Source organism: Pseudomonas sp. B21-035, from assembly GCF_024748945.1.
In the GTDB taxonomy this organism is placed as follows: Bacteria; Pseudomonadota; Gammaproteobacteria; order Pseudomonadales; family Pseudomonadaceae; genus Aquipseudomonas.
In genome coordinates this window covers 3,186,201-3,206,699 of record NZ_CP087179.1, presented here as the reverse complement: position 1 = coordinate 3,206,699, position 20,499 = coordinate 3,186,201, and the positions used below count along the sequence as shown (strand labels likewise).

The 20,499-nt window shown below is 63.0% G+C and carries 16 protein-coding genes; 12 read left to right on the top strand and 4 right to left on the bottom strand.

Going from position 1 to position 20,499, the window contains the following annotated elements; genetic code table 11:
• Positions 1-145 precede the first annotated feature (145 nt).
• Positions 146-859, top strand: a complete 714-nt coding sequence (locus LOY22_RS14680; protein ID WP_258593686.1) for a tellurite resistance TerB family protein — start codon at positions 146-148, stop codon at positions 857-859.
• 6 nt (positions 860-865) lie between these two features.
• Here LOY22_RS14680 and LOY22_RS14675 read toward each other — a convergent pair whose 3' ends face one another.
• Positions 866-1,438, bottom strand: a complete 573-nt coding sequence (locus tag LOY22_RS14675) for a LuxR C-terminal-related transcriptional regulator (protein WP_213604280.1) — start codon at positions 1,436-1,438, stop codon at positions 866-868.
• A 143-nt stretch (positions 1,439-1,581) separates the two neighbouring features.
• Here LOY22_RS14675 and LOY22_RS14670 point away from each other — a divergent pair, with 143 nt between their 5' ends.
• The 5 genes from LOY22_RS14670 (at position 1,582) to LOY22_RS14650 (ending at position 8,185) form a co-directional block, all read left to right on the top strand.
• Positions 1,582-2,760, top strand: coding sequence for an acetyl-CoA acetyltransferase (locus LOY22_RS14670; RefSeq protein WP_045198156.1), 1,179 nt, complete (start codon positions 1,582-1,584; stop codon positions 2,758-2,760).
• Between the two features lie 2 nt (positions 2,761-2,762).
• The gene (locus LOY22_RS14665; protein ID WP_258593684.1) at positions 2,763-4,304 is read left to right on the top strand and encodes a class I adenylate-forming enzyme family protein; all 1,542 of its coding nucleotides are present in this window, start codon (positions 2,763-2,765) and stop codon (positions 4,302-4,304) included.
• A gap of 43 nt (positions 4,305-4,347) precedes the next feature.
• A complete protein-coding gene (locus LOY22_RS14660; protein ID WP_258593683.1) occupies positions 4,348-5,670 on the top strand; it encodes an MFS transporter in 1,323 nt (440 codons plus the stop codon).
• 120 nt (positions 5,671-5,790) lie between these two features.
• Positions 5,791-7,317 (top strand): hypothetical protein, encoded by a 1,527-nt coding sequence (locus LOY22_RS14655; protein ID WP_258593682.1) that lies wholly within the window; start codon positions 5,791-5,793, stop codon positions 7,315-7,317.
• A 34-nt stretch (positions 7,318-7,351) separates the two neighbouring features.
• Entirely contained in the window at positions 7,352-8,185 is an 834-nt protein-coding gene (locus LOY22_RS14650; protein WP_258593681.1) for a trypsin-like serine protease, read from the top strand.
• 11 nt (positions 8,186-8,196) lie between these two features.
• Here the strand turns inward: LOY22_RS14650 and LOY22_RS14645 are convergent, their stop codons facing one another.
• From LOY22_RS14645 to LOY22_RS14635, 3 genes are all read right to left on the bottom strand, one after another.
• On the bottom strand, positions 8,197-8,751 hold the full coding sequence (locus LOY22_RS14645; RefSeq protein ID WP_258593680.1) for a YdeI/OmpD-associated family protein: 555 nt from the start codon (positions 8,749-8,751) through the stop codon (positions 8,197-8,199).
• Between the two features lie 100 nt (positions 8,752-8,851).
• Positions 8,852-10,078 carry an MFS transporter gene (locus LOY22_RS14640; RefSeq protein ID WP_093382059.1) on the bottom strand — a complete coding sequence of 409 codons (1,227 nt, stop codon included), beginning with the start codon at positions 10,076-10,078 and terminating at the stop codon, positions 8,852-8,854.
• A gap of 218 nt (positions 10,079-10,296) precedes the next feature.
• Positions 10,297-11,211: a LysR family transcriptional regulator gene (locus LOY22_RS14635; RefSeq protein ID WP_093382064.1), complete on the bottom strand. Its 915-nt coding sequence runs from the start codon at positions 11,209-11,211 to the stop codon at positions 10,297-10,299.
• A gap of 199 nt (positions 11,212-11,410) precedes the next feature.
• On the opposite strand from LOY22_RS14635, the gene LOY22_RS14630 reads away from it, so the two are divergent.
• From LOY22_RS14630 to LOY22_RS14605, 6 genes are all read left to right on the top strand, one after another.
• Positions 11,411-12,436 (top strand): zinc-dependent alcohol dehydrogenase family protein, encoded by a 1,026-nt coding sequence (locus LOY22_RS14630; protein ID WP_258593679.1) that lies wholly within the window; start codon positions 11,411-11,413, stop codon positions 12,434-12,436.
• Positions 12,437-13,498: 1,062 nt separating this feature from the next.
• A complete protein-coding gene (locus LOY22_RS14625; RefSeq protein ID WP_258593677.1) occupies positions 13,499-14,992 on the top strand; it encodes a hypothetical protein in 1,494 nt (497 codons plus the stop codon).
• Positions 14,992-16,395 (top strand): PLP-dependent aminotransferase family protein, encoded by a 1,404-nt coding sequence (locus LOY22_RS14620; RefSeq protein WP_258593675.1) that lies wholly within the window; start codon positions 14,992-14,994, stop codon positions 16,393-16,395. Before LOY22_RS14625 ends, LOY22_RS14620 begins: the two co-directional genes overlap by 1 nt.
• A gap of 39 nt (positions 16,396-16,434) precedes the next feature.
• Complete coding sequence (locus LOY22_RS14615) at positions 16,435-16,947, top strand: sigma-70 family RNA polymerase sigma factor (RefSeq protein ID WP_123566563.1); 513 nt, start codon at positions 16,435-16,437, stop codon at positions 16,945-16,947.
• Positions 16,947-17,912, top strand: coding sequence for a FecR domain-containing protein (locus LOY22_RS14610; RefSeq protein ID WP_258593673.1), 966 nt, complete (start codon positions 16,947-16,949; stop codon positions 17,910-17,912). Before LOY22_RS14615 ends, LOY22_RS14610 begins: the two co-directional genes overlap by 1 nt.
• A gap of 105 nt (positions 17,913-18,017) precedes the next feature.
• Entirely contained in the window at positions 18,018-20,447 is a 2,430-nt protein-coding gene (locus LOY22_RS14605; protein WP_093382080.1) for a TonB-dependent receptor, read from the top strand.
• Positions 20,448-20,499: the final 52 nt, after the last annotated feature.

Genomic DNA, 20,499 nt, shown 5'->3' with positions numbered 1-20,499 from the left:
GGGGCAGGGCGGGGTGGATATGCTCACATAAACCTGCATGCTCGGTAAGCCCCGGCTTTGCCGTCGGCCAGACGGTCATGGCAGATCGCCTTGCGGGGGCTATCGTTGCTTGTCTAAACAGCAACTACCGACCGAGGGCGGTGCTATGAACACCAGTGATCTACTCGAACAGCTGCTTCGCGCCGGGCAGGGCTCGCAAGCGCAACAAGGGAGCAGCGGCAGGTCAGCGCAAGACGGGCTGGGCGGTCTGGGCGGCTTGCTGGGCGGGCTGCTTGGCGGCGGCAGTGCATCGGCGGGCGGTGCTGGCCTGGGTGGTCTACTGGGCGGGCTGTTGGGGGGCAACGCGGGTGGCTCTACCCAGGGCCGCTCTGGCGGTGGCACCAATTACGCCGCCCTGGCGTCGTTGGGCATGATGGCGTTCCAGGCCTATCAAAGCTGGCAGCGCAGCCAGGCGGCGGCCCCGCAACAGGCGCTGCGTACGGTCGATCAATTGTCCGGCGCCGAGGCCGAGGGCCACAGTCATGCAATCTTGCGCGCGCTGATTGCGGCAGCCAAGGCTGACGGTCGTATTGATGAGCAAGAACAAGCGTTGATTTACGCTGAAATCAAACGTCACACCAACGACCCGCAACTGCAGCAATGGCTGGATGAGGAAGTCAGCAAGCCACTGGATGCTGGCGAGGTGGCACAGTCGGCCCAGGACCCAGGCATGGCCGCGGAAATGTACCTGGCCAGCGTAATGCTGGTGGATGACCAGCAGGACGCAGAGCGGGCCTACCTTGACGAACTGGCCGGCGCGCTGCAGATCGATCCGGCCTTGCAGGTGCACCTGGAACAGCAGGCCAAGGGAAACGCCTGACGCCGCTCAACTGATGAAGATGATCTTCGACACCAGCTCTGCGCTGTTCTTGGCCTGAAGCTTCTTCATCAGCCGGGCGCGGTGGACTTCCACGGTGCGGTGGGAGATACCCAGCTTGCGCGCCACCTCCTTGCAGGTCAGGCCGTTGACGATATGCAGCGAGATCTCGCGTTCGCGCGGGGTCAGCTGGATGGTCGGCGCCGGCTGGCGGTCCAGGCGCTCGAAATGCCAGACCATCAGTTTGAACGGGTCCTCGACCGTCAGCGAAAAGCCGTGGGCCCGGGCCCAGAAGACCTCGCCATTACGATGCTGCATGAAGCGCTCGTCGGAGTAAAAGGCGCCGGGGCCGTTGCGCAGCCAGTGCTCGCTGCGTTCGCCGATGCTCTGGTAGTCGGCGTGGGAGGGGTACAGCAACAGGGTCAGGTTGCCTTGCAAATGCTCGCGCTCGTAGCCGAACAGGCGCTCAAAGGCCTGGTTGCAGTCGAGCATGCGCCGATGGCCGGTGATCATCTGCGGCGCGGGGGAAACCTGGAAGGCCAGGCGCTCAAGGTCCTGGAAGTGCGGGGCGTCTTCGATCATCGGGCGTCCTGCCTCGGGTTTGTCGGTGTGCACCGGGTTGGCGGGCACTACTTACTGGCGTAAGTAGTTGCCCCAACTAGCGTGGGATTCGGGCGCTGAATCATTGTATGGAATACGCGCTTCAAGGACAGAAGAAAATCACCATGACACACGATTCCGTATCCATCGTCGCGGCTGCCCACAGCCCTTTTGGTCGCCTGGATGGCCTCAACCTCGAAGACCTGATCGTCAAGGTCACCCGCGAAGCCCTGGCAGACGCCGAGATCGACGCCGGCGAGATCGACGCGCTGTTTCTCGGGCACTTCAACTCAGGCCTGGTGGCCGATGGCTTTCCTGCCTCGCTGATGCTTCAGGCCGACCCGCAACTGCGCTTCAAGCCCGCCACCCGCTGCGAGAACGCCTGCGCCTCGGGCTCGGCGGCGATCCAGGCCGGCATCAACGCGATTCGCAGCGGCGCCGCCGACCTGGTGCTGGTGGTCGGCGCCGAGAAAATGACCGGCAACAGCACCGTCGAAGTCACCCGCGCCCTGGCCGGTGCCGGCTACCAGAACGCCATGCAGGAGGCCGGCCTGAGCTTCGCCCAGCTGTTTGGCCAGGTGGCCCAGCAGTATGCCGAGCGCTACCACAGCCCGTTGGCCTCGATGGCCGCGATTGCGGTAAAGAACCACGCCAATGCCATGGCCAACCCGTTGGCGCAGATGCACCGGCTGATGGATTTCGAACACTGCAACAATGTTTCCTCGGGCAACCCGCTGATCGCACCGCCCCTGCGCCTGACCGACTGCTCGCTGATCAGTGACGGCGCGGCGGCGATCATCCTCGCCTCGCCGCAGCGTGCACGTTCGATGCGCCGCCAGGTGGCGATTCGTGCCATGGTCCAGGTCAACGACTTCCTGCCGCTGTCGCGCCGCGATGTGCTGGCCTTCGAGGGGCCGCAGCGGGCGATTCAGGGTGCCTTGCGCGAAGCCGGGGTGACCCTTGGCGACCTGAACTTTGCCGAGGTCCACGACTGCTTCACCATCGCCGAGTTGTTGATTTACGAAGCCATGGGCCTGGTCCCCCGCGGTGAAGGCCATCGCGCCCTCGACGACGGTATCGTGCGCCAGGGCGGGCGCCTGCCGGTCAATCTGTCGGGTGGGCTCAAGGCCAAGGGCCATCCAGTGGGCGCCACCGGGGTTTCGATGCATGCCCTGGGCTTTGCCCAGCTGACCGGCGAACCCATCGGCCTGGGCGTACCCGGTGCTGAGTTCGGCTTGCTGTTCAACATGGGCGGCATGGCCGTGGCCAACTACGCCAGTGTCCTGCAAGCGGTCAAGGCCTGAGGATGAACATCGCCCATTGGCTGCGCGATGCGGCCCAGCGCTGGCCGCAGCGCCCGGCGTTGTTCGAGGGGCAGCGCCAGGTTGCCGACTACCAGGCGTTCGCCGCCCAGGCCCGGGCCCGCGCCGTGCAACTGCGCGAGCAGTACGGCATTGCGCCCGGCGAGCGGGTGGCGCTGTTGATGAAGAACAGCTGCCGCTATCTCGAACTGCTGTACGCCATCTGGTGGAGCGGCGCGGTGGCGGTGCCGATCAACAGCAAGCTGCACGCCCTGGAAGCCGCCTGGATTGCCGCCAATGCCGGCGCCCGGCTGGTCTACACAGATGACGGCCAGGTGTTCGCCAGCGGCGCGTTGCCGAGCGGCTGCCAAGAACTGGCGGCGCACACGCCGAGCCCGCAAGGCCCCTTGGCGGATGAGCAACTGCCCGAGCCGTACCCGCGCCAGGACAGCGACCTGGCCTGGCTGTTCTACACCTCCGGCACCACCGGGCGCTCCAAGGGTGTGATGCTGTCCCATGGCAATTTGATCGCCATGTCCCTGTGCTATCCACTGGACGTCGATGCGGTGGCCGCTGGTGACGCGGTGGTGTACGCCGCGCCGATGTCCCATGGCGCCGGCCTGTACAACTTCATTCATGTGCGCTGTGGCGCCCGCCATGTGGTGCCGGCCTCGCGCGGCTTCCAGGCGGCGGAGCTGTTTGAGCTTGCGCAGCAACTGGGCCAGGTCAGCCTGTTTGCCGCGCCGACCATGGTCAAGCGCATGGTCGACCAGGCGCGCCTGCAGGGGTATGCCGGCGAAGGCATCAAGACCATCGTCTACGGTGGCGGGCCAATGTACCTGGCCGATCTTGCCCAGGCCCTGGACACCTTTGGCCCGCGTCTGGTGCAGATCTACGGCCAGGGCGAATGCCCGATGACCATCAGCGCGCTGTCGCGCCAGGCCATCGCCGATCGCGGACACGCCGACTGGGCGCAGATCGCCGCCTCGGTGGGGCGTGCCCACGCCTGCGTCGAGGTGCACGTGGTGGATGCCCAAGGCCAGCCGGTGGCCGCGGGCGAGCCGGGGCAGATCGTGGTGCGCGGGCCGGTAGTGATGCAGGGCTACTGGGACAACCCGCAAGCCACCCAAGAGGCCCTGGTAAACGGCTGGCTGCTGACCGGCGACATTGGCTTTTTCAACCAGCAGGGCTACCTGACCCTCACCGATCGCTGCAAGGATGTGATCATCTCCGGCGGCAGCAACATCTACCCACGCGAAGTCGAGGAAGTGCTGATGCAGCACCCCGAAGTGTTCGAGGTGTGTGTGGTCGGCGAGGCCGATGCCGAATGGGGCGAATCGGTGGTAGCCTTCGTTGCTTTGCGTTCACCCGATAGCCTCGATGCGCAGGCCCTCAACCAGTGGTTTCTGGCGCGTATGGCCTCGTTCAAAAAACCGAAAAAGTTCGTCTTTTGCCCCGAGCTGCCGAAGAACAGCTATGGCAAGATTCTCAAGACCCGCTTGCGTCAGTGGTTACAGGAGCCTTCGCAGCCTCTGATCAACCTCTGACGCGCGGTATTTCATGGATAGCACTACGACAGGAGTCCCCACTATGGGTGTGCCAGCTTCCAACCCCCTGCGCCAGCGGCGCCGGGCCTTTATCGGCGCCACCTCCGGCCACTTGATCGAGTGGTACGACTATGGCGTCTACGGCTTTCTCGCCGTGTACATCGGCAAGGCGTTTTTTGTTTCTGACGACCCTACCAGCAGCTTGCTGGCAAGCTTTGCCGCCTTTGCCCTGAGCTTCTTCATCCGGCCCCTGGGCGGGCTGTTCTTCGGCCCTCTGGCCGACAAGATCGGCCGGCGCAAAACCCTGATCACCGTGCTGGTGATGATGGCCGGCTCGACCTTCCTGCTCGGGCTGTTGCCGACCTACGCCAGCATCGGCATCGCCGCGCCGATAATTCTCGTGTTGATCCGCTGCGTGCAGGGCTTCTCGGCCGGTGGCGAGATCGGCACCATCACCAGCTTCATTTCCGAATACGCCGGCCCCGGCCGCCGCGGCTTTGCCACCTGCTGGTTGATGGTTACCGCGGTGCTCGGCCTGCTGCTGGGCGGCGCCGTGGCCAATGGCATGACCTGGGCCCTGGGCGCCGAGCTGATGCAGGAGTGGGGCTGGCGCATTCCGTTCCTGGTGGCCGGCCCACTGGGCTTCATCTCGATGTACATCCGCCTCAAGCTTGAAGACAGCCCGGAGTTCCTCGCCCTGGTCGAGGCCGGGCAGACCTCCAAGGCGCCACTGCGCGAGGTCTGGCTGTGGAAGCGGGCGATCGCCCTGGTGTTCTTCATCATCACCCTGCACAGCTCGATCTTCTACCTGGTGCTGACCTTCGCCTCGACCTACATGTCCAACACCCTCAAGTTCGACAGCGGCACCACCTTGCTCTACGTCTTCGTCGCCAGCCTCTCGGCGGCGCTGGTGATGCCGCTGGGCGGCGCCTTCACCGACCGTTACGGGCGCAAGCCGTTCTTGCTGGTGATCGGCACCCTGGCAACCCTGGCCATGTACTGGTTCTTCAAGACCGCGCCGGGCGCCACGCCTGCGACCCTGTTCTGGCCGCTGATGGCCGTGGCGATTTTGTTCGGTTTGTACGCGTCCTCGACCTACGCCTTGATGAGCGAGTTGCTGCCCACCCGCATCCGCTCCACCGGCATCGCCGTGGCCTACAACATTCCGGTGGCGGTGTTCGGCGGCAGTGCGCCGCTGATTTCTACCTGGCTGATCAAGCTGACTGGCGACATCACTGCGCCCTGGTATTTCTATGTGGGCACCGGGGTGGCGTCGCTGCTGGCGTTGGTGGTGTTGCGCACAGAGGATTTTGTCGCGGGTGGGCATGCGGTTGGCAAGGAGGAGGGGGTGCCTGTTTTAGTCTGAGCGGGTTATCGATCCGTTTACTGCTTAAAATCAGTTTCTCGCGAACCACGTGGGCAGCCACTAATTTGCAGGGTTCATGGCCAACTGCTATTAGTTGTTAAAGCCTGCTAGGAGCGAGTCATGGCCAGAGCACTCATGCTTCATCAGATTCCCCTATCGTTTTTCGTTAAAGGCGGGGGAATCGCCATAAGCATGGCATGTTGTGTTCTGGCGATCAGCCCAGCTTACGCTGCCGAGGGATCGCTGCAGACCCGTGTAGTCTGGCAGTCAACGTGCCCCAGTGACCCTCCCCCTCCCATCGTGAAAGACAGTGATCGGTCCGGAGTGATCGCCCTGATTGCTGCAGCTATGGCCCCGAAGCTGATAGAGGGGGCAGTTGATATGGCTGCCGAGGCATTGAAGGCTGCTGGTCAAACAAAGACTACGGCATCGACAGCGAAATCCGCGGACTATTTTTATAAAGTCAGCCAAGAGGCTGACATACTCAGCCGAACAAACTGCCTAGTGGTTGTTCGTGGTGAATTTGAGCCGAAGTCGATAACCCGGCATGAGTTTGCAGCCAAAGTCGAGGCGTTCCACGGCTTAACGAAATTACATTTTTACTACGAAGCAAAACTTAATCGCCTGAGAGGACTGCAGTACTTTCAGCTGACGCCAAACTATCTGGAGGTAACCGAGTTTGACCATTGGCGATTATTTGGTACCAGGAAACGCGACTTCATCGTCGCCGTTACCTTGACCGTTCCTGGGGGCGCTGCGCCGTTTGGTTCCGCTGAGATGACGTTCAAGGACATTCGTCGGGGCGAGAAAATAAAGGCAGGCGATTGGCGCCTGAGCTCAGCGTCGACGCTTCCCATTGCATTCCCACCAGCGTCCGCAGATGCCACTAAGGCTAAGGAAAAACAGGAAGCCAGGGTGGCTCGCTATTTGTTGGCGCTCGATATTCTAAACCCCAAGGACCCAACACCTTCTCAGCCGGAAAGTGTCTACCTGGACAAACGTGTTGTCGCGGCGGTCGATACGTACTGTGCGGCCATGAGCGCCCAGAACCTCAAGCTGGGTAAAGACCATCAGTTGCATGATGATCGATGCAATTACTCATTGACGGCTGATCGTGAACGCCTGGACAACGCCATTGAGGCTGCCAACTCAAATAAACACCGCAAAAAGTGGGCTGGAACGGTGTGTGATTATAGACCCGCGCGCACAGCCGATAAAAAACCCGCTACGTGTGAAAGCATGGGCGAAGACGTTGATCTTGAAGACAAGGTCTTCACCTACTTTGTAACGCAGCTAACGTTAAGTGAGACCAGTGAGGGAAGCAAGTTCGCGTTGTATCTGGGCAATGCCCTATCCTCTTCAAAGGAAGAGGTAAGTACGGTGCTTAAAGGCTATATACCTAAATCTGCAGACGCTAAAGATGCGGATAAAGCATCCCGGCGAGCGGCGCGCGAAGATGCTTTGCTTGCCGACCTCGAAGTGCAGAAGGCAGAGGAAGCCCTGGCTGATGCGTTGCTTCCCGAAACCCCTGTGGCGGTGGACGTTACGTCGGCTCGAATTGCGTTGCTGAAGGCCAAGATTGCTGCTAACGAAGCACATCGCAAAGCGGGAACCAGTGTTCCATTTCCGTTGATACCTGGCGTGTAGGTCTGCGCTAATGAACTGCGTTCGAGCGTGGGCCGTGATTGCCGTTGTCGCACTGGCGACGGTTGGCTATGGCAACACATCGGCAGAAGCGTTGAAACAGATCAGCGACGAATTAAAAGCCTGGATAGAAAAATACGCTGAGCCGACGATCTATAACGGTAAGCCGGTCAAAATTGAGTTTTCGCCCTGGCAGGTTGCGCTGCTGCAGTTTGGTGCAGCCGATACCAGGTCTGCAGTCGTCTGTGGTGGGGTGTCGATTGATTCGGTTTGGGTATTAACAGCTGCACACTGCTTTTTCGATCCGACCACAAAAAGTAGAAAGCCGGATTCGAAGTTTTATGTGGGGTACAACGCTGACGACCTTACAAAAGCTGTTGCGAAGGTCAAGATAAAGAGAGTGGTGGTGAATGAGAAGTATGATCCCAGGGGGAAAGAATTTGATGTGGCATTAGTTCGCTTGGACACACCCATACCGGTGCGAGGATTTATGCGCTTGCCCAGTCAGGCAGAGGCGACGGCCCTGATCAAGCCGGGGACGCGCCTAACGACCACCGGCTGGGGCTTGACCGAGGCTGGCGTTAAATCAAATCTGCTGTTGGAAGTTGAGGTGCCGGTTGTAGGCTTTAGTGATTGCAGCAAGCATTACAACGCTACATTACCGGCAAATGCTATTTGTGCGGGAGAACAGGGTAAAGATGCGTGCTCGTGGGACAGTGGTGGGCCACTTTTCAAGCGGGCTGAAGATGGGCAGTCAGTCCAGATTGGAATTGTCAGCTACGGCAATGTGTGTGGACGCGAGTCGCCGGGGGTTTATACGCCTGTAGCTGCGCATCTCGACTGGATTGCGAAAACACGCTCTGCAAAATGATTGACCACGCACTATGCGCTGTCTGCCTCGGGCGCACGCAACGCCTTGCTGTAGTAGCCGGATGAATCGAAACAGCACACCTGCTTCTTGCCGGATGCAAGCATATCGCAGGCATCGCTTATGCGTTTTGCCCGGGTCTTGAGTTGCTTGGCTGACGTGATCCAGTGGATCCAGTCGACGCGTGCGAGGGTTGTCGTACTGTTCCAGACTTCACGCGCCTCGCCAGCGCTGGCCAGGGCCTGCTGAAAGTCGGCCGGGATGTCGGGCTCGGGCTCCTTCTTCACCGGGGTCAGCTCCAGTGTAACGACATCCCCCACGGCCGCGCCTGCGGCTTCGAGCAAGGCGCTCTTTACCTGCAGCCAATGGCTCAGTTGGCCATCGGGCTCAAGTGTTGCCTGGAAAGGCTGCCCGTTGATGGTGCCGTCAACGCTGGTCCGGCCGCGCCGGGGAAGCTGTTCGCTTGCCTCTCTTGGCAGGATGACGAACGCCCACGAGGCATCGTCGCCAGGCTTTGCCGGGCGCAGAAGCTTTGCTTTGAAGTGGGATTTAGCAGCGATTGTTGTCATTGCCACGCCTTCCTGTCCACTCACTGTCGCGTTTGAACGCGACAGTGAGAATAGATTCAGTACAGAAGGTCTAGCTATTGGCCACGGGTCTGTCCAGCGGCTAGGCGGGTTGGGCTGCCAGGCGATTGCTGACGTTACGCCCCAGCACCAGCACCGTGACGAAACCGCAGCCCACCAGGGCCGTGGCCAGGCTCAGCAGCACCGAGCTGCCCAGCTGGTCGACGATCTGCCCGCCGAAGAACGAGCCCAGCGCGATGATCACCTGGAACATGGCGACAAACAGGGGCATGCCGCGTTCGACATCCTTGGGTGCGACCACAAACATCCAGATGCTGGCACAGGCCGGGAAGGCGCCGAAGGCGAAGCCCCAGAGCGCGATCAGCAGCGCTGCGCCGGTCATGCCGGTGGCGAAGTAGGGGAACAGCGCGGTGCTGATGGCGATCATCAGGGCGACCAGCATCAGGGTGTGACGCACGCTGCGGTTGGCGGCGAAACCGGCAAAGATATTGCCCGCCACCCCGGCCACACCATACAGCAGCAACAGTGAGCCAATGGTCGGTCCATCGAAGCCGGCACTCTGTTTGAAGAACGGTGCGACGTAGGTGTAGGCGGCAAAATGCGCCAGGCCAATCAGCAATACCGCAATCAAGCCAACCCGGGCCTGTGGATTGATAAACAGGGCCGGCAGGTCACTGATGCGAATGGCCTTGTCGGGATTGAGCCGCGGCAGCAGGAAGACCTGCGCCAGCAGCACCGGCACGCCGACCAGCGCAGTGACCAGGAAGGTCATGCGCCACCCCATCAAGCCACTCAGCCAGGTGCCGACGGGCACGCCCAGCACGGTGGCCAGGGTCACACCGACCATGATGATCGAAGTGGCCTGGGCCACGCCCACGCCCTTGGGCGCCAGGCGGCCGCTGAGGGCAATGGCCGTCGCCCAGAAACCGCCGATACTCACGCCTAGCAGAACGCGGCCGAACAGCAGCAGACTGAAGTCGCTGGCGTAGGCCACCACAGCGTTGGCGATGATCATGATCAGCGTCAGGCCGATCAGCAGATAACGCCGGTCCAGCGCGCCAATGCCCACCGACAGCAAGGGCGCGGCGAGGGCGGCCATTATGCCGGGCAGGGTAACCATCAGCCCGGCCTGGCCGGCACTGATGCCCAGGTCGCTGGCGACATCGTTGAGCACGCCCACCGGCAGAAACTCACTGGTTACCAGGGCGAAGGCACCCACGGCGACCGAGAGAATCGCCAGCCACTGCTGCTTGACGCTCTGTTGATTATGTTCGGGAAGGCCGTGACGGCCTTGGCTTGCGCTTGGCATGGTGCGGGGTTCCAAGGGGGGATATCGCCTGGGGCAGGCGAGGGGAGCGGGGGAAATCTGCAGGCGATTATAGGGGGTGGTTGTGGCAAGCAGACAGCTGGGGTACTCGATAGTAATCATCAGTGTGATTGATGAGGGCGTCGTTCAGGCAAGGCTTGGCCTTGTACTCACTCGGGTTGCGAGTGCGTTGAACAGTTGGCGCAGGTTCTGAAGTGCTTTCAGAGACTGTCCGGATCGCCAAAAAACATCTGAATCCGCGACCGCAACCACCGCTCCCCCGGATCATTATCCTGCGACCCGCGCCAGGCCATGTGCAGTTCGAAGGTCTGCACCTCGAGCGGCGGGTCTTCGGCGCGCAGGCCGCCGGCGGCGGTCAGCACTTCGGCGGTGTAGTCGGGGACGGTGGCGATGATGTCGGTGCCGGTCAGCAGGCTGCCCAGGCCGTTGAATTGCGGTACGGCAAGGACTACGTGGCGCTTGCGCCCGACCTTTTCCAGGGTTTCGTCCATGAACCCGCCCAGGTCGCCGGCAAACGACACCAGGGCGTGGGGGCGGGCGCAGAAGTCGTCCAGGCTCAGGCTCCCGGGCATGCTGTCGGCACGCAGGACCTTGGGCTTGCTGCGCCGCAGCACCTTGCGCTTGGCGTTGGCCGGCAGGTCGTTGGTCCAGCTCACGCCGACCGAGATTTCCCCCGAGGCCAGCAATGCCGGCATCAGCAGGTAGTTGACCCGGCGCACCACCAGGACGATGCCCGGGGCTTCGGCGCGTACGCGCTTGAGCAGTTGCGGCAGCAGGGCGAATTCGGCATCGTCCGACAGGCCGATGCGAAACACCGCGGTGCTGGTCGCCGGGTCAAAATCCGCTGCGCGGCTGACTGCGGTGGAGATCGAGTCCAGCGCCGGCGACAGCAGGGCGAAGATCTCCACCGCCCGCGCCGAGGGTTCCATGCTGCGCCCGGTGCGCACGAACAACGGGTCGTCGAACAGGTTGCGCAGGCGCGACAGGGCGGCGCTGATGGCCGGCTGGCCGAGGAAGAGTTTTTCCGCCGCGCGGGTCACGCTACGCTCGTGCATCAGGGTCTCGAAGACGATCAGCAGGTTCAGGTCGACGCGGCGCAAGTCGTTACGGTTCATCGGCTCGGCTTCACAAGGCGGATGGGGCAGGGGTGAATCTTACGGGTAAAGGCTGCTACCCTGCACCGCATAATTTGATGGACGCTGCATTACCATCAATCAATGACAAGCATGTTGACTATTAATGGCCACTGATGGTCTAACCGTCAAAGCCCGGATAGAGTTCAGGGCATTAGAGGTTCAATTGGCGAGGTTTGCGATGTCCCGCATGATCCGTTTCCACAAGTTCGGCCCGGCCGAGGTGCTCAAGATCGAAGAGCAGGCCCCGGTGCAACCGGCGGCTGGCGAGGTGCAGATTCGCGTTGAAGCGATCGGCATCAGCTGGTACGACGTGCTCTGGCGGCAGAACCTGGCGCCGTCCCAGGCGCGCCTGCCTGCCGGTATCGGACACGAGATGGCGGGTGTGGTTACAGCCGTGGGCGAAGGTGTCGATGACCTGGCGGTCGGCGACAAGGTTGCCAGCTTTCCGGCCAGCAGTGCCAACGAGCATCCGGTGTACGGCGAAGTCATCGTCATGCCGCGCAATGCCCTGACCCGTTATCCCGAGATTCTCTCGCCGGTCGAGGCCAGCGTGCACTACACGCCACTGCTGATCGCCTACTTTGCCTTCGTCGACCTGGCGCGGGCCAAGGCCGGGCAAACCGCGCTGATCACCGACGCCAGCCACTGCGCCGGCCCGGCCTTCGTGCAACTGGGCAAGGCCCTGGGCCTTAAGGTGTTTGCCGCGACCAAAGAGGCCGAGCAGCGCGACTACCTGATCAAGCTCGGTGCCGACAAGGTGATCGTCACCGAAGAGCAGGACCTGCTCATGCAGATCAACAAGTACACCGACAACCGCGGTGTCGATATGGTCCTCGACGGCCTTGGCGGGCCGCAGATGGCCTTGCTCGGTGATGCCCTGGCACCGCGTGGCAGCCTGGTGCTGTATGGCCTGCAAGGCGGCAACCAGACGCCGTTCCCGGCCTGTGCGGCGTTCCAGAAGAACATCCAGTTCTTCGTGCATTGCATCGGCAACTTCACCGGCAAGCCGGAGCTTGGCATCAGCCAGGACCAGGTGGCGCTGCAGCGTGCCCTGCGCGATATCAACCAGTTCACCGCCGACAAGCTGCTGACGCCGCTGATCATCAAGACCTACCCGTTCGAGAAGGTGGTCGAGGCGCACCGCTACATGGACGAATGCCCTTGCGGTGGCCGGCTGGTGCTGGACTTGTCGCAGGCGGAGTAAAATCTGCGCGACACTTGGCCTGAACAAGCCCGAGCATTGACTCGGGCTTTTTTGTGGTTTTTCACGCACTCCTGGGTTTGGGCGCGAGTTTGTCCATTCGTTGTGGCGCTGCTGCTGGCCCCTTCCGCCTTTACGGCGGCCTACTTTTCTCTTGGGAAAAGGTAGGCAAAACCGCCTGCTCCTGCATACGGCCCTACGCTGCGCTTCGGGTCCCCTCGCTACGGCACCTTCCGGGGCATCGCGGCCTACGACTTGCTTCGCAAGTCTACATCTCGCGTCTTCGGCTGCCGCCGAAGGTGCTGCGCACCGCCCCTACAGGCACCTACGCTCGGCCTCCTGAAGTCGCCTTTCGCGGCGCCTGGAAGTACGTGCATGAAGATCAAGACCAAAACCAAAACCAAGCAAGTCGTTCCTAGCTTTGGCTTCAGTATGACCGCGCCAGAATCTGCTTTCGCAGATACGTCAGTGCAGGCTCCGCCCGTAACTTCGCGACTTCAGGAGGCTGAACGTAGGTGTCTGGAAGGGGCCGGCAGCGGCGCCACATCGAATGGATATGCCCGCAGCCGTAGCCTCAACATCCGATCCCAAGGACCCTAAACCCGGAAATCCGTGAAGAACCTTTTTTGTGGGTATTTCCCAGGGTTGTTTAGGATATTTCCGAGGTAACTTTGCCTGCTGACGCTTGCCTGCTTGCGCTATGTTTGTGCAATAGGAAAAAGCACAGGCAGCCTGTCTGATTGTCGGTATTGTCGAAGATGAATCTGAATGGTTTTTTTACCGTGATCTGTATCTTTTATTCGCGGGGCAACGCCCGATAATAGTTCTTCAATAGTCGTCTCACGGAGCGAGGCATGATGGGTCGTAAGCCAGGGGTTAAAGGCGCTGTGCTGCCGGGCTGGGGGAGGGAAGAACGATGGTGAGCAAGAGCTTCTGAAGTTATTTCCGTAGGAAGTTGTAGGAAGTTTCTGAGGATAAGCTTATTTATCCTTCTTTGCTGATTGAAAGTTCTTCGATGGAATCTTTTTCTTTCAGGTGGCCGTTTATTGAAATCGGGTAGGCGTTATGAGCAGCATTCACGATCAAGCCATGCAGTATATCTACCAGCAAGTATTGGCGCGCTTGCTGGAGCATTTGTCCCAGGCCCAGCGGGCCTCTTTGCAGTTATTGATTCAACGCTTGATTGTCGCGGCGGGCGGCGCCGAGCGCATCAACGGCTTCAGGCTGATGTTCGCCCATGATGGCAGCCAGAATGCCAGCCATGCCCTGGCCTGCCTGCGCGCGGCGCAACTGAGCATTGCCGCGCGCTCGCCGGGCACCTTCGAGCTGCGTATCGCCGTGGTGCGCCAGGCCGGCATGAGTATTACGGCCTTGAACAATATCGAGCAGGGCTTCTCGGCGCTGTTTCTGCACGATGATCCGCGGGTCGAGCTGCTGATGCTCGATGACCAGCAGTTGCTGCCATTCGACCGCCGCCACGCTATTTCCCAGAGCCAGCAACTGGCCGAGCGTCACGAATTGCTGTTGTTCGGGCATTTGCTCGCTGGCGGGCCACGGGCCGGTTTCGGTAGCCATGGCACCCTGCGCCTTGCCGAGCTGTGCCGTCAGGCCATCGGCTGGCGCGGCGGTGTCGATGCCATCATCACCGCCCAGCCGCTGCCCGAGCGCAGGCGCCTGCTGGCCTGGAGCCGCCGCGCCCTGCGCGAGGAAGACCTGCTGTGCATCCGGCCGATACACAGTTGTGCCACGTCGCTGTGCGAGGGCATGAGCGAGTTGCGCCAGCGTTACCTGCAGCAGCTGTACGGCCAGGCCCGGCCCATGGCCATCGGGCCCAACGGCGATTACTGTGCGCCGGCGATGCGTTTCATCATCATCGATGACCTGGTGCATGACCCCGACTTGCCGTATGACGAGCGCCTGAACCGCTTTCTGGGCTGTCGCTTCGACGAGCAGTACTTTGCCTGCGCGCAGGCGGGCACCGCCAACCCGCTGTTGCTGGCGCACCTGAGCGGGCTGCACGGGCAGTTCATCGAAGACAGCGACTACCGCGAAGGCGTCGATGCCTACCTGAGCCAGGCGCGCCAGCGCATGCAGCGCAAGGGCCTGCCGCGCACGTTGCAGGTGCGCCTGCTGGGCCGCTGGCAGCACGCCGAGCAGTTACAGCAACGCCGTAGCCAGGCCAGCGACTTCGCCTTGCAGGCCTACGGCTTGAGCGAAGCGCAGCTGGTCTGCCAGTTGTTTGCGCCGTTTGTTTCCCGGGGCCTGCGCCTTGAGGTGTTTTTGCGCCGCTGTCACCCCGGCATGCTGGTGGCCTTGCCTTACCTGCACAAGGCCCTGCAACGATTGCCGGCGCCGGAGCCGGTGGTGCAGTGGATGGTCGACATCAGTGGCCTGGACTTGCCACTGCTGCAGATGCTCTATCTGCGTGAACCGGAAAGCTGGGCCCGTCCGCGTTCGTTGCTGGCGCGAATCCAGGGCCGCGGCGCCGACCTGCGCCACCTGCGGGTGCAGCCGCCGTCCTGGGCCTGGCTCAAGGCAGAGCAGCCAGGCCGGTACTGATGAAAGCCCCGCACAGTAGCGAGTTCGCCTACCGGGCGGTGTATCGCTACCTGGTTGAGCTGATCGAGCAGATGGCGCCGGGCAGCTATAGCCGGATGCCGTCGTTGCGCGACCTGGCCCAGCGCCTGAACGTGTCGATTTCGACGGTCCAGTACGCCTATTCGCTGCTTGAGCACGAAGGGCGGGTGCAGCCGGTGCCCAAGTCGGGCTACTACGCCAGGGGGCCGGCCCTTGAGCCGGCACGGCCCAGCGCTGGCGATCTGCTCCAGGATTTGCAGCAGCACGCCAACTCGGCGCGCATGCTGGTGCTCAGCGGCGGCCAGGAGCAGGCGCCGCAGTCACTGGAGGCAACCTTGCTGGGCATCGAGCGCCAGTTGCTGCGCCAGTACCCGCGCCTGGGCGGCGCCCCCCAGCCCTGTGGCGAGCTGGAACTGCGCACCGCCCTGGCGGCGCGCTATACCCGCTCGGCGCAGTTGTACTGGAGCGCCGAGGATGTCTACCTGGCGCTGGACCTGCGCTCGTTGCTGGAGACCACCCTGGCCGCCCTTGAGCTGCACAACAGCGCCGTGGTGGTGACCACGCCCTGTTCCTGGCGTTTGCTGCGGGTGTTTCAGGCGGCGCGGATACGGGTGCTTGAAGTGCCCTTGCAGGCCGACGGCGGCCTTGATCTCGAGCGCTTTGCCCGGCTGCTGCGCGAGGAGCCGGTGCGCCTGGCGATGCTGGCCTCGCGCCTGAGCCTGCCCCATGGCAGCATCATGCCCGAGGCCGCGCGCCAGGCCGTGGCCAGGTTGCTCAACCAGCACGGCGTGTGGCTGCTGGAAAACGACCTGGACAGCGAACTGTGCCTCAGCCCAGGCTCTGGCGCTGACCTGCGCGAACTGGTCGACCCGCAGCGCCTGCTGGTGTTCTCGTCGCTGGAGCGCAGCGTTGGCGCCGAAGCGCCTTACGCCTTCCTGCTGTCGCGCCAGTGGCACGGGCCCTTGCTGCGCCAGTTCCTGCTGCGCGGGTTTCGCCTGCCGCCGTTGCGCCAGCAAGCCGTGGCCAGGCTGTACAGCAAGGGCCGTGTCGATGTGCACCTGGAGCAACTGCGGGCGCGTCTGCACGAGCGCCTGGGCCTCCTGTACCGGCAGATGCAGCTGTACCTGGGCTCGCAGCTGGAGTTCCAGATGCCCGCCGGCGGTGGCTGCATCTGGGCCCGGGTATGCGCCCCGGTAGAGACCCGGCCGTTGTTCCATCGCCTGCTGCAGCAGGGCCTGGTGATTGCCCCGGGCGAGCTGTTCAGCCTGCAGGGCGATTTTCGCCAGCACCTGCGCCTGGGCTGGCCAGCCGGGCCGCAAGGGGACTTGCCCTACGGCTTGAGTGTGCTCAGTGATGAGTTGCGGCGCAGCAACGGTTTAAATTAGTATTGAAAATCGTTATCAATTACAAAAAACCGCCACCCCATGAGCGATGCGCTGCCTTCTGCCGACTCCCACCTGCGTACTGTCGAGGCGCTGTACAGTGGCCATCACGGCTGGCTGTACGCCAGGCTGCGCAAGCGCCTGGGCAATGCGCTGGATGCGGCAGACCTGGCGCAGGATACCTTCACCCGCATCCTCGCTTCGAAGGTGGCGGTGTTCGACAACCCGCGGGCGTATCTGAATTGCGTCGCTGGCGGCATTCTCGCCAACTGGTGCCAGCGCAAATCGCTGGAGCGCGCCTACCTGACGGCGCTGGCGCAACTGCCGGTGCCCGAGGCGCCGTCCCCTGAGCAGCGCCTGCTGGTGCTCGAGACCCTGCACGAAATCGATGCCATGCTCGATGCCCTGCCGGCGGTGGTCCGGCGCACCTTTTTGCTGTCGCAACTGAACGGCATGAAGTACGCCGAGATTGCCGAACAGCTCGGCGTTTCGCTGATCAGCGTCAAACGCTACATGAAACAGGCCTTCTTGCAGTGCCTGACGCTGGTGGAGTGATGACGTCAACCGCGATTGACCCGCAAGCGCTAGATGAAGCGGCGCAATGGCTGATGTGCCTGAGCGAAGGCGAGGCCTCTGAGGCTGAGCAGGCGGCGTGGGCGGCCTGGCGCACCAGCAGCGTCGAACGAGAGCGCGCCTGGCAGCGCGCCGAATTGTTGCTGGGCAAACTCGGCGGCTTGCCGCCGGCGCTGGCCATGTCGGCGCTCGATCGCCCGGCAGACCCGCGCCGGCGCGCCGCCATCGCCCGCCTGGCGTTGATGCTCGCGGCAGTGCCAGCCGCCTGGGCCGGCTGGAAGGTCAGCGACGAGCAAGCGTGGATGGCCGACTACCGCTCTGCGCTGGGCGAGTGCCGCGAGTTGACCCTGGCCGACGGCACCCGGGTGTTCCTCAACACCGACTCGGCCATCGATGTGCGCTATGACGCGCAGCAGCGCTTCATCCAGTTGCGGCGTGGCGAAATCCTCGTGCACACCGCCACCGACCGCCAGCAGCCGCCACGGCCGTTGCGGGTTGGCACCCGCGAAGGCCGCATGCAAGCGCTGGGCACGCGGTTTTGCGTGCGCGAGCAGGGCGGGCGGACTTACCTGGCGGTGCTCGAAGGGGCCGTCCGCATCGAACCGGCCAATGCACCCCCTGGCGCGGTGCAGGTTGTCCGCGCCGGAGAAAAGACCGACTTCGATGCCCACAGCAGCCGTGCACCACAGGCGGTCGACGCCAGCATCAGCGCCTGGACCCACGGCATGCTGCTTGCCGACCGCATGCGCCTGGAAGATTTTGCCGCTGAGCTTGGCCGTTATCGGCGCGGTTTCATCCGCTGCGACCCGCAGATCGCCGACCTGCGCGTATCGGGCGCGTTCCCGCTCAACGACAGCCAGCGCAGCTTGAACATGCTGGCAGCGACCTACCCGCTGGCGGTCAAGGCGCACCTGAACGGCTATTGGCTGTTGCTCACGCCGGCCTAAGTCAGGCGCAGGAAAATAAACCTGGCTGGCGCTGATACTTTTTTGCGTTTCGACTGGCAATGGGAGTGCACCCCTCATTTATCCAGTCCAAAGGATCCCTCAGTCATGTCTGTTGCAAGTCGCCCTCGCGCTCAACGTCCCCTGGCCCTGGCCGTGCGTAGCGCCATGCTCGGTCTTACCCTGGTCGCAGGCAGTGGCGCCTCGTGGCTTGCCGCCGCGCAGCCACTGGATGCCGTCGCCGCCCAGGCCTACGACATTGCGCCAGGGCCGCTGGGGCGCGTGCTGTCGAGCTTTGCCATGGCCTCTGGTATGGCCTTGTCGTTCGAACCGGCACTGACCGAAGGGCAGCACAGCCAGGGCCTGCGCGGCAGCTACACAGCGCACGACGGCGCGGCGCGGCTGTTGGCCGGCAGCGGCCTGCAATTGCTTGAGCGTGCCGACGGCAGTTTCACCCTCGCCAGGCTGCCTGCCGGCGCCGACGGCCTGACCCTGGACGCCACCACCATCGAGGCCACCAGTACCCGTGCCGGCGGCCTGCCCGAGGCCTATGCCGGTGGCCAGGTGGCCCGTGGCGGGCGCGTGGGCATGCTCGGCAACAAGGACGTGATGGACACGCCGTTCAGCGTCACCAGCTACACCGCCAAGACCCTGGCCGACCTGCAGACGGTCACCGTCGCCGATGCCCTGGAACGCGACCCGTCGGTGCGCTCGACCGGGCAGACCGGCGGGATCGTCGACTCGTTCTTCATTCGCGGCTTTGCTGTGGGCGAAGGCAACCTGGGTGAGCTGGCCTTCGACGGCGTGTATGGCGTGGCGCCCAACTACCGGGTGTTCACCGAATACGCCGAACGGGTCGAGGTACTCAAGGGGCCCGGGGCGCTGATGTATGGCATTTCCCCCAATAGCGGCGTCGGCGGGGTGATCAACATCGTGCCCAAGCGCCCGCTGGCCGAAGACCTGACCCGTTTTACCGCCAGCTACAGTTCCGACACCCAGGTAGGCGGGCACCTGGACATCAGCCGCCGCTTCGGTAGCGAGAAAGCGTGGGGCGTGCGTTTCAACGGCAGTGTCGCCCAGGGCGATACGGCCATTGACGATCAGCAACGCGCCCTGGATATCGGCGCCATTGCCCTGGATTACCAGGGCGAGCGCTTGCGCCTGAACCTTGACTTCATCAGCCAGAAAGAAAAATGGGACGCCTCCTCGCGACCCTTTACCGTGGCTCCAGGCATCGACGTACCGTCGGCGCCGAACGGGCGCAGCAACCTGCCGCAGGACTGGGGCTGGTCCAATACCCGCGAGCAATCGGCACTGCTCGGCGGCGAGTATGACCTGAACGATGCCGTCACGGTGTTTGCCCACGCAGGCGGCGGCAAGGCGGACGTCAAGCGGATGTCTGACCAGGTACCGCGAATCCTCAACGAGGCGGGCGACACCAGCAACATTCCCGGCTACTACAAGTTCAACGTCGACCGTTCGACGGCGGACGTGGGCATGCGCGCGCTGTTCGACACCGGCCCGGTCACCCATACGGCCACGCTGATGGCGACCCGTTATCAGGACGAATTGTCCCGGGGCATCAACAACGGCAGCGAAATCCTCTCCAACATCTACCACCCGATCGATGTGCCCAAGCAGTACATCAGTGCGCCGAAGGTGCTGCGCATCTCCGAGTCGGAACTCTCCGGCGTGGCGTTGACCGACACCTTGTCGGTGCTCGAAGACCGCCTGCAACTGACCCTGGGTGTGCGTCGCCAGGAAATCGAGTCGCGCAACTACAGCGCCACCGGGGTAGTGAGCTCACGCTACAAGGACAGCGCCACCACGCCGGTGGTCGGCCTGGTGGTCAAGCCCTGGGACGACGTCTCGTTCTACTACAACTACGTCGAAGGCCTGAGCAAGGGCGATATCGCCCCGGCCACGGCGGCCAACGCCGGTGAGGCCTTTGCGCCCTACGAGTCAAAGCAGCATGAACTGGGGGTCAAGTACGAGCACGGCACTTTCATGACCACCCTGGCGCTGTTCCAGATCGAGAAACCCAGTGGCGAACTGGCAAGCGGCAATGTCTTCGCGGTGCAGGCAGAGCAGCGCAACCGCGGGATCGAGCTGAGCATGTTCGGTGAAGTTGCGCCTGGCACCCGCTTGCTCGGCGGGGTGACGCTGCTCGACGGCGAGCTGACCGACTCGGCCACCGCTGCCAACCGGGGCAATGAGCCGGTGGGGGTGCCGGATGTCCAGGCCAACCTCTGGGCCGAGTGGGACACCCCCTGGGCCGAGGGCTTCACCCTGACCGGTGGAGCGATCTACACCGCCAGCCAGTACATCAACCAGGCCAATACCCAGGAGCTGGACGCCTGGACCCGCGTTGATGCCGGTGCCCGCTACAGCACCCGCATCGACGGGCGCCCGACCACCTTCCGGGCCACGCTGCAGAACGTCTTCGACCGTGAGTACTGGTCGGGGGTAGCCTCTTATGGCGCCATCTCGCCGGGCTATCCGCGAACCCTGCAGCTGTCGGCGACGGTGGACTTCTGATGCCCTAGGCAGCGCGTTGGTCGCCCGCGGGTTGCCAGAGGGCGGCGTCTGT

Excerpts from the sequence above, each read along its gene's own strand:
- LOY22_RS14680 (WP_258593686.1), top strand. The coding sequence starts at position 146 with ATGAACACCAGTGATCTACTCGAACAGCTGCTTCGCGCCGGGCAGGGC.
- LOY22_RS14675 (WP_213604280.1), bottom strand. The coding sequence starts at position 1,438 with ATGATCGAAGACGCCCCGCACTTCCAGGACCTTGAGCGCCTGGCCTTC.
- LOY22_RS14670 (WP_045198156.1), top strand. The coding sequence starts at position 1,582 with ATGACACACGATTCCGTATCCATCGTCGCGGCTGCCCACAGCCCTTTT.
- LOY22_RS14665 (WP_258593684.1), top strand. The coding sequence starts at position 2,763 with ATGAACATCGCCCATTGGCTGCGCGATGCGGCCCAGCGCTGGCCGCAG.
- LOY22_RS14660 (WP_258593683.1), top strand. The coding sequence starts at position 4,348 with ATGGGTGTGCCAGCTTCCAACCCCCTGCGCCAGCGGCGCCGGGCCTTT.
- LOY22_RS14655 (WP_258593682.1), top strand. The coding sequence starts at position 5,791 with ATGGCCAGAGCACTCATGCTTCATCAGATTCCCCTATCGTTTTTCGTT.
- LOY22_RS14645 (WP_258593680.1), bottom strand. The coding sequence starts at position 8,751 with ATGACAACAATCGCTGCTAAATCCCACTTCAAAGCAAAGCTTCTGCGC.
- LOY22_RS14640 (WP_093382059.1), bottom strand. The coding sequence starts at position 10,078 with ATGCCAAGCGCAAGCCAAGGCCGTCACGGCCTTCCCGAACATAATCAA.
- LOY22_RS14635 (WP_093382064.1), bottom strand. The coding sequence starts at position 11,211 with ATGAACCGTAACGACTTGCGCCGCGTCGACCTGAACCTGCTGATCGTC.
- LOY22_RS14630 (WP_258593679.1), top strand. The coding sequence starts at position 11,411 with ATGTCCCGCATGATCCGTTTCCACAAGTTCGGCCCGGCCGAGGTGCTC.
- LOY22_RS14625 (WP_258593677.1), top strand. The coding sequence starts at position 13,499 with ATGAGCAGCATTCACGATCAAGCCATGCAGTATATCTACCAGCAAGTA.
- LOY22_RS14620 (WP_258593675.1), top strand. The coding sequence starts at position 14,992 with ATGAAAGCCCCGCACAGTAGCGAGTTCGCCTACCGGGCGGTGTATCGC.
- LOY22_RS14615 (WP_123566563.1), top strand. The coding sequence starts at position 16,435 with ATGAGCGATGCGCTGCCTTCTGCCGACTCCCACCTGCGTACTGTCGAG.
- LOY22_RS14610 (WP_258593673.1), top strand. The coding sequence starts at position 16,947 with ATGACGTCAACCGCGATTGACCCGCAAGCGCTAGATGAAGCGGCGCAA.
- LOY22_RS14605 (WP_093382080.1), top strand. The coding sequence starts at position 18,018 with ATGTCTGTTGCAAGTCGCCCTCGCGCTCAACGTCCCCTGGCCCTGGCC.